Here is a 12685-nt window from a genome sequence, read left to right on the forward strand (position 1 = left end):
TTCGAGATGGCGGCGAGGACGTACTGCTCGTCAGCCTGCCACTCCACGGTGGCTTCTCCGGCAGGGTCGATCTGCTCGCGCGTCACCTTCTGGATGTTGCGGCGCAGCCTGATGTCCGCGAAGCCGTCCGGGCGCTCGTGGTAGTCCACGGCCTGAAGCTCCGCCGTCGAATAAACTCTCATCGAGTCTCCTCTCGGTCTCGGCAAGGCTCACGACGTCCTTGCACCGTGCGAATGTATCCTCGGCGTGATATTTCTCGATAACTCCCTTGCTGCAGCTGTGTTTCAGGTAGCCGTAGTAGCTGATGCAGCGCCGGGCCAGCGGCAGTGGTATGACCTCCGACCGCCCGGCGAGCATGAATGCCCGTCTGGCGCGCAGGAAGATGCCCGGCCGGATGGTGGTCTTGTACGTGTAGAAGACGAAGCCGACCATATCCAGCGGCTCCTTGTCGACGGCGTACACCTTCCACGGCTTCAGCTCGACGTGCAGCTCGTCGCTCACGAACTTGGACAGGCGGCGCGCGGCCATCTTGAGATCGCGCTTGTCGTGGCCCATGAGCAGGATGTCGTCCATGTAGAACAGCACGTGGTCCACGAGGCGCTTGTCCGTCACCACGCCCGTGCGCCTGTTCACGCGCGTCTTGCGCAGGCGCTCCTGCGCGTAGTGGTAAGCGCGCGAGGCGTAGTAGTTGGCCAGGTATTGGCTTAGGAACGAGCCGATGTTCAGGCCGTGCGGGAACTGGTCGAGGAGGACGCCGACGAGGTAGAGCAGGGCCTCGTTCTTCACGTCGCGCGCGAGCATGGCGCGGAGCACGTCTTGGTCGATGCTCGGGTAGAACTTGCGGATGTCCAGCTTTATGAAGTACTTGGTCCTCGGCTCGCGTATCCACTTCTCGATGGCGTGCTTGGCGAATATCTGGCCGCGCCCCGGTATGGAGGCCGTCTGGTAGTCGCCTATCTTGGCCATGAGCATCTCGGCTAGACCGTTCACCGCGATGTAGTCGAAGCACTGGTGCTTCGGCGTCTCGCGCCCGATTATCCGGTGCTTGCCGTTGATCGGCTCGATTCGGTTGAAGTACTGGATGGGTGCGACCGTGACGCGCCGCTCGCGTATCTCGGCGGCGAGGGAGCGCGCCAGCTCCTCCTCGCCTCCGTATTCGTCCAGAAGCGCCTGCACCTCCCTGCGCCCGCTCTTGCCTCGCAGGAAGTCGCGGACAGCGGCGAGGCAGAAGCCCTCGTCCTCGATGTCCACGCGCTTGCAGTAACGCCTCATTGTGTCCTATCTGGTTTTGGCGTTCTTCGCCGCCTGGCTACCAAACGCCGTGGGGTTGATATTTTCGTCAGTTGACGGGGCATGCCCGCTCGAAGCGGGTGGACTCGACGAGCGTGTTCCGCGTTTGACCAGATTTCCGACCGCCATAGTTCCACCTGAAGTCGCCGAGCCTGTTGTTCGAATTGCCGTAGAAGGCACCGTACATAGACCCATTCCTGAGATTGCCGAAGCACTGCAGAAGGCCGAGAACCAAGCGGCTACCGCCGAGAACCCCCAAGGGGCCTGGGAGGGGTGATGAGGGGGCGCTGCCCCCTCGCTTGCGCTTCACCCCCGCACCATGGCTAGGCCATGGTGACCCCCAGGCCAGATAGCCGACCGCCAAAGTGCCACCAGAAGTCGCCGAGCCTGTTGCCCGAATTGCCGCAGAAGGCACCGCACATAGACCCATGCCTGAGAGTGCCGAAGCACAGCAGCTCTCGCAGGCCGGGGGATGAGATCGGGTCGGAATATATCGCGTCGCAGGTGCCCGTCGTGGAGGTTCCCTTGGAACCGGTAGGCACGAGGAGGCCGGGGCACTTCGCGGACTCCTGCCAGTCCTCGTTGTACATCCACTGGCCGTTGGTCTTGCTGTCGCGCGCGGGCAGCTCGAGGTCGAGCTTGACGTGGTTGGCGTCGAGGGCCGAGGAGTACTTGCGCGAATCGAAGCACTTGTACAGCTCGCAATGGCCCTCGTCGGCCGACGTCTTGACCTGATTAACGATCACGTCGCACAGCGGCTCGTACGCTCCGCAGAGCACCTCGATGCCCTGGATGCGGTACGGCTGGCGCTGCTTGGGCTTGCCCGCGATGGGGTAGCCGTCAGTGCCGAGCAGGTTGTCGCACGTGCCCGTCTTCCACGGCATCGCGGATACGTAATCGTCGACGGCCGTGGTGAACGGTGCGCCGTCGACATAGACCGCGCATCGGTCGCCCATCGTCTCGATCTTGGTGACGGTGCGGTATGCGAACGTGGACTGGCCTGCGGTCGCTCCTTGGTCGCTGTTCGGGCCGCAGTTCAGCGTGGAGCCGACGAGGAAGTAGTCGGCCGCCGCCTTCGGCAGCAGCACGCGGTTCACACCCGTCTCGGCCTCGAGGACCTTGTACTGGTTCGCGTAGTCGGTGCAGCCGCCGAGGCTCTGGAGGTCCTGCGTGGCGTACTTGAGCATGAGCATGAGCTGGATATAGAAGTTGTCCGCTACGGTGCGGCCCGTGTAGCCAGCGCCCTTCTTCTTGCTGTAGCTGATGCCCGTGTCGTGCGAGCCGAACTGGAACGTGTGGACCTTGCCGGAGTAGCTGTGGGGGACGTTGTTGGAATCGCACCACGCGAGATAGGGGGAGAAGACGAGGAGCGGGCGCTCGGTGCCGTCGGCGTACTTCTGGCCCGGCAGCGGCCTCATGCCCTCGTACTTGGTGTCGGAGTAGAGCAGGCGCTTGTATCCGTTGCTTCGGGTGATGCTGTAGTAGCCGGGGCAGGCCATGACCCAGACGTCGCCGTTGGAGCCGTCGGCCCTGAAGCGGCCGTCGCCCTTCATGGCCGTGCAGTGGAACTTGCCGCTGTCGTCGACCGTGCCGTTCACGGTGAAGTACTCGAAGGCGTTGAGCTTGGAGTAGTCGTCGCGGCCCGCCGTGGTGTTGGTGGCGGGCTGGCACACGAGGCCGACGTTGTCGCGCGTCTTGATGCCCTTGGGGTCGTTCGAGTAGGTGTACTCGGGGATGTCGACGCCGTACACCTTGCCGTCACGGCGCAGGCTGAACCACTCGCCGAGGTTGTCGTACTCGCCCTTGGTGCCGTCGTAGTGCGGAGCCACGGCCACGGGGTTCGCCGAGGCCTTGTGCACCTTGGTGATGAGGTCGACGGTGTCGCCGAACGTCATGACCTTGTTTACCTGTACTGCCATTATTTCTCCTTTACTGGCCGAATACCTTGCCGAAGGCGTAGTCGTAGTCCTCCTGGGTGAGGCCTTCGAGGACCGTGTCGGTGCCGATTGCCGGGGCGATGATGGACTCGAACGCCTCGTCGATTTCCGCGTGCGTGGCGAAGACCACTCCGGCGCTCGCCATGGCGGCGATCTTCTCCTTTGTGTCGTCCGTCAGGTCGTCGTAGTCGACCTTGAGCGACGCGAGCGCGGCCTCGCAGCGGTCGGCGGCGCTGTTCGCCCGGCCGCGCGCGTTGGAGACTTCGTCCATGATCGCCTGCCACTCGGACGCGCGCACATCCTCGGCGTTGCCGTAGGTGACGCGCTGCGCCTCGAGCGCGTTGATGAGGTGGTCGATCTCTGGGATGTAGTCGCCGCCAGTGGCCTCGATGGCCACCGAGGCCACGACCCTGATGGCGATGTTGCCCGTGGATGCGGACCAGTCGCCCGAGCTGATGCGGATGTACGAGGTCGGTATGTCGCCTGCCGCCTGCGTGAGCTTGGCGGGGACGGTGTACTGCACGATTCCGTCGGGCGCGGAGAGCACCGCGACGTTCTCGCCGTCGATGACCTTCCCGCCGTCCGGCCGCAGCGCGTAGAAGCGCACGGTCATGCCCGTGAGGTCGAGCACCGCGCCCCCCTGGCGCAGGTTGACGTTGAACACGTACGCCTCGGCGTCCTGCTGCCGAAGCGTGATGGGGTTGTCGAGCGTCGAGAAGCGGTTGGTGCCCTTCTCGATGTCGAGCGTGAGGTCTATGAGCATCTAGACCGCCTTCCCGAGCACTACTGCTCCTTGCTTGAACACGAGCACCAGCACGCGGTCCCCGGCCTTCACCTCGGCCAGGCACGTGCAGGTGGTCGATATGGATGGGTTGAGCCGCACGTCGGCGGTCCCGTCTTTGTTGACTGCGGCGACGGTGCCCCACGTGTGGGACTCCTTTGCGCCCGTCCCGCCGAACAGCAGCTCGTACAGCTCGTGGCCGCTTACCATGACCCTCCCTCCGTCTCGGTGACGAAGCCGGAGCGGATGAAGCGGCGGGCCTTGCCCGTCACCGCGCAGTGGCCTCCGACCTCTATCTCCTGCTCCGTTATCGCACCGCGCCAATTTAGCCCGGCGGTGAGATAGTCGATGCCGACCGCGTCGTTGGGCAGCAGCGGTACCCACGGGTGGCCCCACTCGACGTACTCGATGGACGAGGAGTTGTCCACGAGTTTCGTCTTCGCCTTGGCCTTGAGGGCATCTAGGCGCTCGTCCTTGGTGGCTCCCGTGAGCTCCGTCACCTGGTCGACGAGCGGGACCTCGTAGCCCCTGTACGGGATGGACGCGCGTGAGTTGGGGTCGGTGTTCCGGCACACGGCCCAGAGGCTCTCCTCCTCCGTCTCGTAGGTCAGGTACACGGCGTTGGGTATGTCGTCCGCGTTGTCCGATCTGGATACCTCGGGGAGCATGATGGAGTCTTCGCCGTCGTTGAACGTGCGCACCGGCTTGCGCGCCTGCGGCTCGACGTACGGGACCATCTGGATAACTCCGTATGCGTCGGGGTAGGCCGATGCGAACCCGGCCATGGCGAGGAGGTCGTTGGCTATCTTCAGCCAGCTGTCGTCCGGCTCGTACACCACGTCCCTCGGCAGGACGTAGTCGCAGCGCGGCTCGTTCGTCCGGAGGCCGAGGCGCTTGAAGATGCCGTCGGCGTGCGCGACCGCGTTAGTCCCCGCCTTCACCGTGTAGTAGCGGCCGTACTTCCCCTTGACCGCGAGGCGCAGCGTCGATTCGAGGTCGACGCTGCCGGATACCAGAGGCCCGTTGTATTTCGGCGTGCCGATGCTGCAGAAGTACGTGCCGAGGGCGAACGTCCCCGCCTCGCCGCGCTCGTCCTCCATCTGGTAGTACACGCGCACGAGGTCGTGCTCGTCTGGTATGGCGCTGCCGGAGAAGTCGAGCGTGCCCTGGGAGCGGAGCTGCGATAGCGCGGAGTGCGTGAGCCGCCCGCCCGTGAACATGCCGTAGTCCTCGGCCTCGACGAGGCCGGGCCACGTCACGCGGCGGTAGATGTACGACTCCTGCCGGAAACCTGTCCAGATCACAGGGCCTCACCGTCCACCCTCGTCAGCGAGAGGCTGATGTCGGCATGCGTCGTCGGCATGCACGGGTCGCGGTTCACGCTCACGTCGGCGGCGACGTGGAACACGTCACCTGCCACGCTCTTGAAGATGGCGCGCGGGTAGAGGATGAGGTCCTCGAAGGCGCGAACCTCCTCCTCGCCTATGACGTGCGCGGTCAGCGGACGGGTGTCGCTGATGCCGCCCGCGTCGTATAGGACGGGATGGGACCTGCCCGCGTAGCGCACGAGCGTGCGGTTGGCGCGCTCGAGGTTGCGCTGCTCGGTCGGGTCGAACTGCGCTCGGGCCATGAGGCCGTCGCCGTAGTAGACGAAGCAGTAGGGCGTCTTGATGCTGCCCGGGTGCTCCGTCGCCCTCGATGCACCCGAGGCGGCATACGCCGCCACGCGGTAGCTATACTCGGTGTTCAGCGGCGCGTAGCGGTCGACCACCGACGAGCCGTCGGACAGGTCGGAGGCGATCAGCCTCTCGCCGTCGCGCGTGACGCGCCAGATGCTAAGGCTCTCGACGTCCTGCCCCTCGTCGTTGTTGTCTACGATGCACTGCAGCTCGGCGTATCCGCGCTCGATGTCGGCCTCGATGCGGAGGGAGGCGCGGCGCGGCAGCTCGAACTCAACGCGGAAGGGCATGGAGGCCGTAGACTGCAGGCCGCTCGTGCTTCGCGCCGTGGCCACGATTCGGTACTCGCCGCCGTCCTCCGGCATCCACTCGTCCTTGGTGACGCTCGTGGCCGTGGAGGTCCCGAGCGCCTCCTCGTAGAGCACGTTGCCGCCCATATCGGTAATGGCCACGGCCATGGCCGCGAGCGCGCCGGATGCGTCGACGTACTGCACGCTCACGCCGACCGGCACGTTGCGCACGGTCTGGCCGGGCGCGTCGAAGGCGAGCTGCGGGGGCTGACGAACGTGGAACGAGCTGTTGCCGGACCACGGTCCGAAGTCGGCGTGCACGCCCTTGGTGCGCACGCGCCAGTAGACGGTGGAGTTGAGCGGGAAGTTCGGCACGCTCGCGCTCTGGGCCGTCGCGGCCGTCACCGTCTTCCATGCGGTGCCGTCCGTGGAGTACTGGACCTCGGCGGCGCTCTGCGCGGAGCCGTCGATGGGGTTGTGGTGCCACGTGAACGTGACCCTGCCTTGCGAGACGAGCAGTACCTCGCCGCTCGTCGGCGTGAGGAGCGTCGGTGCCGCCGGGGCGCAGATCGTGACGATGGCCTCGGAAGGCTCGGACCACGCGGAGACGAGGCTGCCCCGCAAGTTGCGCGCGCGGTAGTAGAACGTGCCGCCGCCGGGGTTGTCGCCGAACGACAGGGCCTTGCCGGTCACCGTGGCGATGGTGGTCCAGTCCTTGCGGTCGCGCGAGCGCTGAATCTCGGTGGAGCTCGCGGTGCGCGACAGGTTAGGGATGGTCAGCTCGACGGAGATGTCTCCCGTGCGCTGGCCGCTCGGCTTGAACGGCGCGGACGGCGTGTTGAATGTGCGGTCGGTCATGACGCGCTCGGAGTAGCCGCTCTCGTTGTACGCGCGGACCAGATAGCGGTAGTAGTGGTCGGCCGAGCACGTCGGGTCTGTGTAGGACGAGGCGGAGCCGCTCACGTGTGCGATCTGGACGGAGCCGCCCCCGTCCGTGCTGCGCTCGATGCGCACCTCGGAGTAGGGGGCCTCGTCCGTGGCGTGGTTGGCCCACGTTATGAGGTTCTTCTCGTCGTTCAGGCGTTCGACCTTGGCACCGCTCGGCGCTGCGGGCTTCTCCGGCGGGTTGCGCAGCGTCTCGGTGTAGGAGTGGCCACCGGCGTTTCCGGCCGTGTTGTACGCGCCGATTCGGTAGCGGTACGTGTGGTTCGGGCGCACGGTGTCGTCGCTGTACTCCGTCTTGTCGCCGCCCGGCTTGGCGATGTTCACCCACTCGCCGCCGTCGGTCTGGCGGTCGACGTAGATGCCGTCGTACGGTCGGGCGGCCGTGGTGTTGCGCGTCCACGTGATGACGTTCAGGGTCTGGGACTTGCGCACGGCCTTGGCGTTGCTCGGCGTCTGGGGAGTCCAGACCGGGGCCGAGGGCCTGAAGGTGTCCCTGCACGTCGACTTGCGGAAGGTCCCTGAATAGCCCGTGTACCACGCCGAGCATTCGCGCGTGACGGGGTCTCCGTAGTTGACCCAGCCGACGTCGAGCCAGCCGCTATCGCCGTACCAGCCGGGGCCGTACATGCGGTACTGGCCGCCCCACGAGCGGTTGACGATGGTGCCGCGCATGTCGCCGCACTTGACGTAGGAGCTGTACTTGACCTGCACGTAGCAGGAGTTCTCGCCGTACTCCTTGATCTTCCACTCGATATATGTGTTCCAGGCGGTCTGGCCCGTAGGCCAGACCTCGTTGCCCCATGCCATTTACATCCCTGCCTTCGCCTTGCGGACGGTCTGGAAGAAGTCGTTGAGTGTCATGAACTCGCTTATCGAGGAGGCGTCGATCTTGACGTCGCCCAGCGAGTAGTAGTTGTTGACCACGGTGGTCTTGGTGCCGCCGTTGCCCGTGTAGGCCGCGTTGCCGTCGAGCTGCGCCGTGGCCATGAGGCGCTTGGCGCTGTCCCTCACGTCCGCGCGGGCCTCGAGCATGCCGTGGGCGAAGTTCTCGCCGAGGTGGCGTCCAGAGGTCTCGCCGCCCTTCTCGGCACCGGACCAGGGGCCGTCCTCGGGCACGGAGAATCCCATGACGCTCTTGGCCGCGTTGACCAGCGACGTTGCGAAGCTGCGGACGGAGTTCCACGCCGAGCCGATGCCGCTGGCGAACTGCTGGCCGAGATGCGAGCCGCTCGTGTACGCGCTCCACCCGCTCGCGCCGGAGGAGGCGCTGCTGGCGAGCGACGAGCCGCTCGACCTCGATGCCCACGCCGCCGAGCCGACGCCCCGTGCGTAGTTCGAACCGGCGGAGCTGCCCGTGCCGCCGAGGTCGCCGGGGGAGGAGGAGACGCCGGACTTGGCGTTGCTGGCCAGCGAGCGCGCGTTGGCGTTCGCGCTTCTGGACGCGGAGCCGATGCCGCTGGCGAACAGCGCGCCCGCCGATGTGCCCGTGCTGGATGCGTCGCCGGGTGCCGGGGCGATGCCGCCGGACACGGCCGCTCGCAGTCCTGCGGCGTTGCTGGATGTCTGTTGCGTGTTGTCGGCGATGCCCTGCGCGAAGCCAGCTCCGGCGGAGTTGCCCGTCGCGGATGCGTCGCCGGGGGCGGCGGAGATGCCGCCCGCCAGCGCTGCGGCCAGCGCTGCCGCGTTGCCCTCGGTCGGCGCGCCTCCGGTCGTGATTCCCTCGGCGAACAGCGCTCCGGCGAGGGTTCCCGCGTCGGAGCTGCCCTGCTTGGCCTCGTCGAGGCCGCCAACGGCCTCACTTGCCTTTGCCGCAGCCACGTCGTAGGTGTCGCCCTGGGCGAGCGCGTTGGCGAAGGCCGTCACCGCTGCGTCTCCGGCGATGCCGTAGTCGTCGCAGCTGCGCTTGAACTCCTCGAGCGTGGAACCGGTGACCTGCTGGGCCGAGGCGATGGCGCTCTGCGCGCCCACGCTTAGGCCGCTGGCCCAGTTGTCGGCCGCCGCCTGCCCCTGCGTCTTGCACTTGATGCCCATGTCGCCGAGCGCCCTGATGATGCTCCCGGTGGTGCCGTCCCACGAGGTGGACAGCTTAATCAACTGCTCGTCGTTAAGGCTCTGGAAGTCCTCGACGCTGATTCCGGCGCTCTGGAGGTCGTCGCAGAACTGCCCGATGTCGCCGCCGAGGCCGAGGAACGCGGAGGAGACGGCCGGGGACGCCGCAGCGAGGTCTTTCACGCTCGCGGTGGCCCCGTCTGCCACGGCCACGGATGCGCCGAGGCTCTCCGTGACGGTGTCGATGGAGTTGTTCACCGCGCCGAGCGCGGCCTTGGCCTCGTCAAGCGCCTTGCCCTGCTTCGAGTAGCTCATGGTCAGCTCGGCCTGCTCGCGCGTCATCTGCGGGTTGTTCTTCATGCAGCGGTTGACTTCGTCGTTGTAGTCCTTCTGGGCCACGGCGAGCGTCTGGATGTCCTGCGCCTGCTGCTCGTACAGGGCCGTGAGGTTCGACTGCTGCGCGTCCACCCTGATCTGCTCGAGCTTCTTCTCGACGTACTCGCCGAGCGCTCCGGTGACGTCGCTGATTGCGCCGTGCTCGTCGGCGAGCTTGCCGTTCGCCTGGTCGACGACGCTTATCTGCGTGCCGCACATCGAGTTGACCGTATCGACCGCAGCGCGCAGGCGGCCCTGTGCCTCGGTGCTTAGGTCGCTCTTGTTCGCGTACTCCCTGATGGTGTCGTACGCGGCCGTGAGCTGTGCGGATTGCGCGGCGGCCGATGTGTTGGTCTCCTTGAGCGTGCTGGCGAGCTGCGCCTGACTCTCGAGCATCTTGTCGATGTCGGCCTTGGCGCTGCCCGTGGAGCCCGTGAGGACGTCGAAGGCCCCGGCCTCATCCTTGACCTCGTTCTTTGCGCCCGCTGCGGCGGCCTCCAGCTCGGTGGTCGATGCCTTCAGGTTGTCCGCGTGCTTCTTGGCGTCCTCCACGCTCTGGATGAACATGCCCACCGCGCCGATCACGAGCGCCGGGCCGACGGCGGCGAGGGCGAGCTTGGCCACGTCTGCGGCCTTCGCCCACATCATGAGTCCGGCGGCATGGCTCTTCGTGGCGGCCTCGGACGTCTTGGCCGCTGCGGCCTCCTGCCTGTATCCGTTCACCAGCCCGTTCGACTGGTTCATGGCGTTGCGCTTCTCGACGACCTCCTTCTTGAGGTTCTCGACGAGTTCGGCGTTGGCCTTGCTGCCCTTCTTCTGCTCGTTCGACAGCTTGCGGACGGCCGCGTGGTACTTGGACGTGTCGCTGTTGGCGTTGCGCACGGCCTCGACGTACTTCTCGACGCCTCCGGCCGCCTTGGCCGCCGGGTTCTTCTCGAGGGCCTCGCTCAACTTCTTGTTGCTGCTGTAGGTCTTCAGCGCCGAGGCGTTCGTGGTGGTCAGCGCGTCGGCGTAGACGCCCCACTCCTGCTTGGCCTTGCCCACGGCCGTGACGGCGTTGCCAACGGTCTTGACGATTCGGCCCGTGGTGGTGAGGAACGGCGAGGCGGCTGCGGCCACGGTGGCGAGCGCGATGATATTGCGCTGCGCGCCCTCGTCCATGTCGGCGAAGCCCTGCGTCACGTCCTCGACGGCCTCGAACAGCGGCTCGGCCGCGTCGACGGCGTCGGTGGCGGCGTTTACCAGCGGCGTGCCGATGTCCTCGGCCACCGCCGTGACTTTGTTCTGCAGGATCTCCAGCTTGGCGGCCATGGAGTCGTTTCGGTTGTTGACCTCGTCCTGCAGCGCGGTGTTCTCGCGCCAGCCGTCGTTGGAAACCTGCAGCGCCTGGCTCACGAGGTCCGTGTTGCCCGCGAGGCGCTTGAGCACGTCGGTCTGCCTGATTCCGGTCACGCCCATGGACTCCAGCGCCACGGTCATGTTCTCGGCGCTGTTGGTGCCCTTGAGGAGGGCCAGCATGGTGTCGGTGGCGCTCGTCCTCCAGCTCTGGGCGAACTGGTCGGCGCTCATTCCGGCGATGGACGCGAACGAGTCGAGCGCGTCGCCGCCCGTGGCCACGGCCTTGTCGATGGATGCGACGGTGTTGGAGAACGCCGTGCCACCGGCCTCGGCCTCGATGCCGAGGGAGGACATGGCGCCGGACCATCCGAGGATGTCCGGCGTGCTCATGCCGACCTGGTTGGATGCGGCGGCGATGCGCTGCCCCATGGACGAGACGCTCGATTCGGTTGTTGCGAGGTTGTTGCCGAGGTTGACGATGGCCGAGCCGTAGCGGCTGACGTCGCTGTGCGACATCTTCACGATGTTGGCGAACTGCGCCAGCTCGGTTGCCGCCTGCTCGGCGTTCATGTCGGTTGCGATGTCCAGACCGGATACAACGCGCGAGAACTCGTCCAGCTCGTCGATGGAGAAGCCGAGCTGCGCGCCCAGCGCCTGGATGTCGAGAATCTGGTCGGCGCTCACCGCGTTGGTCTTGGAGAACTCGATGGCCGATTCCTTGAGCTGACGGTACTGCTCCTCGGTGCCGTCCACGGTCTTGCGCACGCCAGTGAGGGACGTGTCGATCTTGACGGCTGCGGCACCGGTGGCCACGCCGACGGCGGCGATGGCTGCGGAGATGGGCATCATCTTCTGCCCGGCCTGCTCCACGCGCTCGCCGTAGTTGTATATCTCGCCTCCGGCCTTGGCCAGCTTGGAGCCGCTGCTCACGAGCCTGCCGCCGACAGTCTCTAGGTTGCCCCCGGCGGCCACGGCCTTCTTGGATAGGCTGTCGAGTCGCCTCTCCGCATTCTCCAGCGCGGAGCCGTTGTAGGAGCCTGTGACGGCGATGGAGATTGATGCCTTACCCATTTAGGTACCTCTGGATTACTTTCTCGATGCGCGACTCCACGCGGTCGCGCACCTCGTCCTCGTATTCGTCGACGGCGCGCATGAGCGCGCGCGGTTTCCCGGCATGGGGCACGCCCATGCGCCTGCCCGCCCTGGGGCCGTTCAGGTAGAACGCGCCGGGGTTTGCGAACTCGATGGGGCCTGCTCCGGGGTCGCTGTTGGCGATCTTCACGCCCGCCGATATGGTCCGCATCGAGGCGTTGGCGGCGTACTGCCCGGAGCCGCCGAGGCCGCGCGCGTAGGATTGATAGGCTGCAAAAAGGGGCCGCACGTCCTCGCGCAGCCCCCTCTTTACTTCCTTCGGCAGCTCGCGGTCGATTTCGCGGAGGCCCTTCAGCGTCTCCGCGAGGCCCTCGACCCTGATGCTCAAGCTGCTCATTTCTTCCTCCCCATGCGGTCGAACAGGCGCTGCACGCGCTCGCCCCTCGTCCTCTCGCGCTTGGCCGCGAAGCCCTCGCCGCGTCGGTCGAACAGGGCCAGCCACTCCTCGAAGACGAACGGGTACTCGTCCAGAAGGCGCGCCATGTCGTATGGGGAGGCCCCGGTGATTCTCGCGGCGCTTGCTACTTGGCGGGCGCAGATGCTAAAGGGGCGTCCTTCTCCTTGGCGAGGAGCTTGGTGTTGTCGTCGATTACGACGGCGTCGTAGGTGTCGGCGATGTACTCGGCGGCCTCGGCCAGCTCCATGCCCTCGATGCCGACCTCCTTGGCCTTGCCCGCCTGCTCGGCGGCGATCACGCACCAGACGAAGTCGTTGTAGGCGGCCTTGTGCGGGGAGTCGGGGATGGATGCCATGGCGTCGATGGACTTCCAGTTTGAGGTGCGGCCCGCGTCGAACTCGATGGGGTCGTTGTCGCCGTCGGTGAGTGTGAAGTGGAACTTGAGCATTTAG

General features: G+C 66.3%; 10 protein-coding genes. All 10 read right to left on the reverse strand.

Annotation, left to right across the window (positions count from 1 at the left end; all coding sequences use genetic code 11):
* Positions 1-30: 30 nt before the first annotated feature.
* The 10 genes from AAAX75_RS07470 to AAAX75_RS07515 all read right to left on the reverse strand — a co-directional run bounded on the left by AAAX75_RS07470 (position 31) and on the right by AAAX75_RS07515 (position 12681).
* The gene (locus tag AAAX75_RS07470) at positions 31-1251 is read right to left on the reverse strand and encodes an RNA-directed DNA polymerase (RefSeq protein ID WP_349091644.1); all 1221 of its coding nucleotides are present in this window, start codon (positions 1249-1251) and stop codon (positions 31-33) included.
* Between the two features lie 362 nt (positions 1252-1613).
* Entirely contained in the window at positions 1614-3209 is a 1596-nt protein-coding gene (locus AAAX75_RS07475; RefSeq protein ID WP_349091645.1) for a hypothetical protein, read from the reverse strand.
* A gap of 10 nt (positions 3210-3219) precedes the next feature.
* Complete coding sequence (locus tag AAAX75_RS07480; protein ID WP_349091646.1) at positions 3220-3990, reverse strand: BppU family phage baseplate upper protein; 771 nt, start codon at positions 3988-3990, stop codon at positions 3220-3222.
* Positions 3991-4218: a hypothetical protein gene (locus AAAX75_RS07485; protein WP_227789966.1), complete on the reverse strand. Its 228-nt coding sequence runs from the start codon at positions 4216-4218 to the stop codon at positions 3991-3993. It abuts the gene before it with no gap.
* A complete protein-coding gene (locus AAAX75_RS07490) occupies positions 4212-5312 on the reverse strand; it encodes a hypothetical protein (RefSeq protein WP_227789965.1) in 1101 nt (366 codons plus the stop codon). Before AAAX75_RS07490 ends, AAAX75_RS07485 begins: the two co-directional genes overlap by 7 nt.
* Positions 5309-7729 carry a fibronectin type III domain-containing protein gene (locus AAAX75_RS07495; RefSeq protein ID WP_349091647.1) on the reverse strand — a complete coding sequence of 807 codons (2421 nt, stop codon included), beginning with the start codon at positions 7727-7729 and terminating at the stop codon, positions 5309-5311. Before AAAX75_RS07495 ends, AAAX75_RS07490 begins: the two co-directional genes overlap by 4 nt.
* Complete coding sequence (locus AAAX75_RS07500; RefSeq protein ID WP_349091648.1) at positions 7730-11755, reverse strand: phage tail tape measure protein; 4026 nt, start codon at positions 11753-11755, stop codon at positions 7730-7732. It abuts the gene before it with no gap.
* Positions 11748-12173 carry a hypothetical protein gene (locus AAAX75_RS07505; RefSeq protein ID WP_117800497.1) on the reverse strand — a complete coding sequence of 142 codons (426 nt, stop codon included), beginning with the start codon at positions 12171-12173 and terminating at the stop codon, positions 11748-11750. Before AAAX75_RS07505 ends, AAAX75_RS07500 begins: the two co-directional genes overlap by 8 nt.
* A complete protein-coding gene (locus tag AAAX75_RS07510; RefSeq protein WP_215693032.1) occupies positions 12170-12319 on the reverse strand; it encodes a hypothetical protein in 150 nt (49 codons plus the stop codon). Before AAAX75_RS07510 ends, AAAX75_RS07505 begins: the two co-directional genes overlap by 4 nt.
* Before the next feature lie 38 nt (positions 12320-12357).
* Positions 12358-12681, reverse strand: coding sequence for a hypothetical protein (locus AAAX75_RS07515; RefSeq protein WP_117800498.1), 324 nt, complete (start codon positions 12679-12681; stop codon positions 12358-12360).
* Between the last annotated feature and the right edge of the window lie 4 nt (positions 12682-12685).

The organism is Collinsella sp. CLA-ER-H7, assembly GCF_040092345.1.
Lineage (GTDB): Bacteria > Actinomycetota > Coriobacteriia > Coriobacteriales > Coriobacteriaceae > Collinsella.

Coding starts and splice junctions, on each gene's coding strand:
- AAAX75_RS07475 (WP_349091645.1), bottom strand. CDS start 3,209: ATGGCAGTACAGGTAAACAAGGTCATGACGTTCGGCGACACCGTCGAC.
- AAAX75_RS07510 (WP_215693032.1), bottom strand. CDS start 12,319: ATGGCGCGCCTTCTGGACGAGTACCCGTTCGTCTTCGAGGAGTGGCTG.
- AAAX75_RS07495 (WP_349091647.1), bottom strand. CDS start 7,729: ATGGCATGGGGCAACGAGGTCTGGCCTACGGGCCAGACCGCCTGGAAC.
- AAAX75_RS07515 (WP_117800498.1), bottom strand. CDS start 12,681: ATGCTCAAGTTCCACTTCACACTCACCGACGGCGACAACGACCCCATC.
- AAAX75_RS07480 (WP_349091646.1), bottom strand. CDS start 3,990: ATGCTCATAGACCTCACGCTCGACATCGAGAAGGGCACCAACCGCTTC.
- AAAX75_RS07505 (WP_117800497.1), bottom strand. CDS start 12,173: ATGAGCAGCTTGAGCATCAGGGTCGAGGGCCTCGCGGAGACGCTGAAG.
- AAAX75_RS07500 (WP_349091648.1), bottom strand. CDS start 11,755: ATGGGTAAGGCATCAATCTCCATCGCCGTCACAGGCTCCTACAACGGC.
- AAAX75_RS07485 (WP_227789966.1), bottom strand. CDS start 4,218: ATGGTAAGCGGCCACGAGCTGTACGAGCTGCTGTTCGGCGGGACGGGC.